This is a genomic window from Polynucleobacter sp. 35-46-11, from assembly GCF_002281105.1.
In genome coordinates, this window is the sequence record NZ_NCFJ01000374.1 from 1 (window position 1) to 2,551 (window position 2,551).

Consider the following 2,551-nt stretch of genomic DNA (forward strand, 5'->3'; position numbering starts at 1 on the left):
TTTTTGCTTCATCACGCGCAAAGGCGATGCCGGAAATAACTGCGGCTTCCATAGTGCTGTCCTCTTCAAATGTAATCAAGGTGCCCGACTTCATCTCTTCAGCAAGGGGCATCAATGGATCTGTCAGCGATGACAGAACACGGGTTTTAACTTTGTACTTACCAGCAAACTCGACTGAACGAATTTGCAATACCTTTGAACCAAGACTTGCCATCTCGAGCATTTCTTCAAAAGTAATTTTGTCCAAGCGACGTGCATCTTCACAAACGCGTGGATCTGTGGTGTAGACGCCATCGACGTCGGTGTAAATCAAGCACTCATCCGCCTTCAGTGCAGCAGCCATGGCAACAGCTGATGTATCAGAACCGCCACGACCTAAAGTGGTGATATTGCCATCTGGATCAACGCCTTGGAAGCCAGTAACTACTACAGCACGTCCAGCATTGAGATCAGCAAGAATTTTCTTGTCATCAATGCTCTTGATGCGGGCTTTAGTAAATGATGAATCCGTGTGAACTGTTACTTGCCAACCAGCATAGCTGACTGCATCAACACCTTCACGCAGTAATGCCAAAGCCAATAAGCCAGAGCTAACCTGCTCACCCGTAGAGGCGATTTGATCAAGTTCACGGGGATTAGCATCAGGATTAATGTCCTTCGCCAAACCAAGCAAACGGTTTGTTTCGCCCGACATTGCTGAGGGCACTACGACTACCTGGTGGCCAGCACGCATCCACTTGGCAACGCGTTTAGCGACGTTCTGAATGCGCTCAACTGAGCCCATTGAGGTGCCACCATACTTATGAACGATAAGAGCCATAAATCCGTTGTATTGTCTGTTTATAGGGAAATGCATTCCCTAGGGTCTAAAAGGGGCTTATTTTACAGGGTTTTATCCCCCCTGCTATAGCTTCTCAGTCCATGCAGGCAGCACTCGCTTACCAGTCGACACCAAATGTGGGTAGCTCTCCCCCACCCCAGCAACCGCTATCAGTTCATCATTGATATAAAGCAGTGGCGCCTGTCGCTCCCAAGGTGGGGTATCTGATTCTTGGAAAAGGTTCTTGAGGGTTTTTCGTGGGGTATTGGGCTTGATTTGGAGCTTTTCTGCCCCCTGACGAAGCCTTTCCTCAACAAGACCCTGATTTTGGGCTTTCTTAACCCATTCAGCAGGCAAGCCAAGGGACTTGCTTCTAGCAGGCACATCACGAAATACCCACTGCCCGACTTTGCGATTTGCCACTTGTAAGAGGCCACGCCATAAATAAATGCTCGCCTCATCATGCTGCCATGCCAAATTTGAATCTGTTTTTACCGCCATCAGATCTTTCCACCAAGACTCTAGACGCTCCTGGGATGGCATTACTAAATCATTTAGCTTGAGCCAGTAACGCATCAAATTATTGGCAGCCGCTTTATCTTCCTTCGCAAGAGGCAAGAGAGGGGCTAGCCTTAAGCGCTGAGCTTGAAGAATATGCTTGCCATCTTGTCTAGCCAGGCGATCGAGCAGCAATTGAGACTGAGCAAGCAGGTCTGCACTGCGAGCAAAATTGGCAATCGCACCTGGCTGAATTTTCTCCAGCCTCGGAATGATGTCTTTACGAATCGCATTTCGGCGATAGCGCGTATTTTGATTACTGGGATCTTCTACCCATTTGAGTTTGTGTTCTTTGGCGTAAGTCTCAAGCTCAGACTTACTGAGGTTTAGCAGGGGTCGCCAGAGCGTAATAGACTGATTGTCTTTAGCGTTGATACGGTTAAGTGGCATACCAGATAAACCAGATACACCAGAACCTCGCAAGAGCTGCAATAGGACGGTTTCAGCTTGATCGTTTTGGTGGTGGGCTAAGAGTAGATCTTCAATGCCATGCTCAATACACAACTCCGTTAAGGCATCGTAGCGCTCTGCTCTAGCCCGGGCTTCAATATTGCCCTGCGATTGATCTGCAAAATGCAATAAACGGAAATCAAAATGTACTTGGTACTTTTTGGCTAGCTTCTCGCAAAACTCCAGCCACTGATCAGCGGGCTTTTGCAAACCATGGTGAATATGGAATACCCAAATCTCAGTTGAGTTATTAGGATCTGTTTGGACTGTCTTGCAAATGGCATCAAGCAAGACAACCGAATCAAGCCCACCACTTAAGGCAAGACCAATACGTTTGGCCACTGCTGAAGCCGCCTGAAGAGTCGCCTTAGGACTTGGCTTCGATTTCCTTGAACTTGCCATAGCCCATTAAGCGTTCATGTCGACGCTCAAGAAGCGCATCCACTTTCATACCATCGAAGGTTTTCAGTGACTCAGCCAAGGCTTTGCGCATGTTATTCATCATGGTCTCATAATCACGATGCGCTCCACCAGTTGGTTCAGCAACGATCTTGTCAATCAAGCCAATTGTCTTCAAACGTTGCGCTGTCAAACCTAATTGCTCAGCAGCCTCTGGTGCCTTGTCAGCAGTCTTCCAAAGAATAGATGCACAGCCTTCGGGTGAAATCACAGAATAGGTTGAGTTCTGCAACATCAACACCACATCACCCATTGCAATTGCTA

General features: G+C 47.7%; 2 protein-coding genes and 1 pseudogene. All 3 read right to left on the bottom strand.

Features of this window, described 5'->3' with window-relative positions; translation table 11 throughout:
• Positions 1-820 (bottom strand): aspartate kinase (locus B7Y67_RS15110; RefSeq protein ID WP_293599343.1); only part of this gene is annotated, 820 nt, incomplete at its 3' end.
• A gap of 84 nt (positions 821-904) precedes the next feature.
• Positions 905-2,230, bottom strand: a complete 1,326-nt coding sequence (gene tilS / locus B7Y67_RS15115; protein ID WP_293599344.1) for a tRNA lysidine(34) synthetase TilS — start codon at positions 2,228-2,230, stop codon at positions 905-907.
• Positions 2,196-2,551 (bottom strand): annotated as a pseudogene (locus B7Y67_RS15120) (acetyl-CoA carboxylase carboxyl transferase subunit alpha); the annotation flags it as partial. The pseudogene B7Y67_RS15120 and the gene tilS, both read right to left, overlap by 35 nt.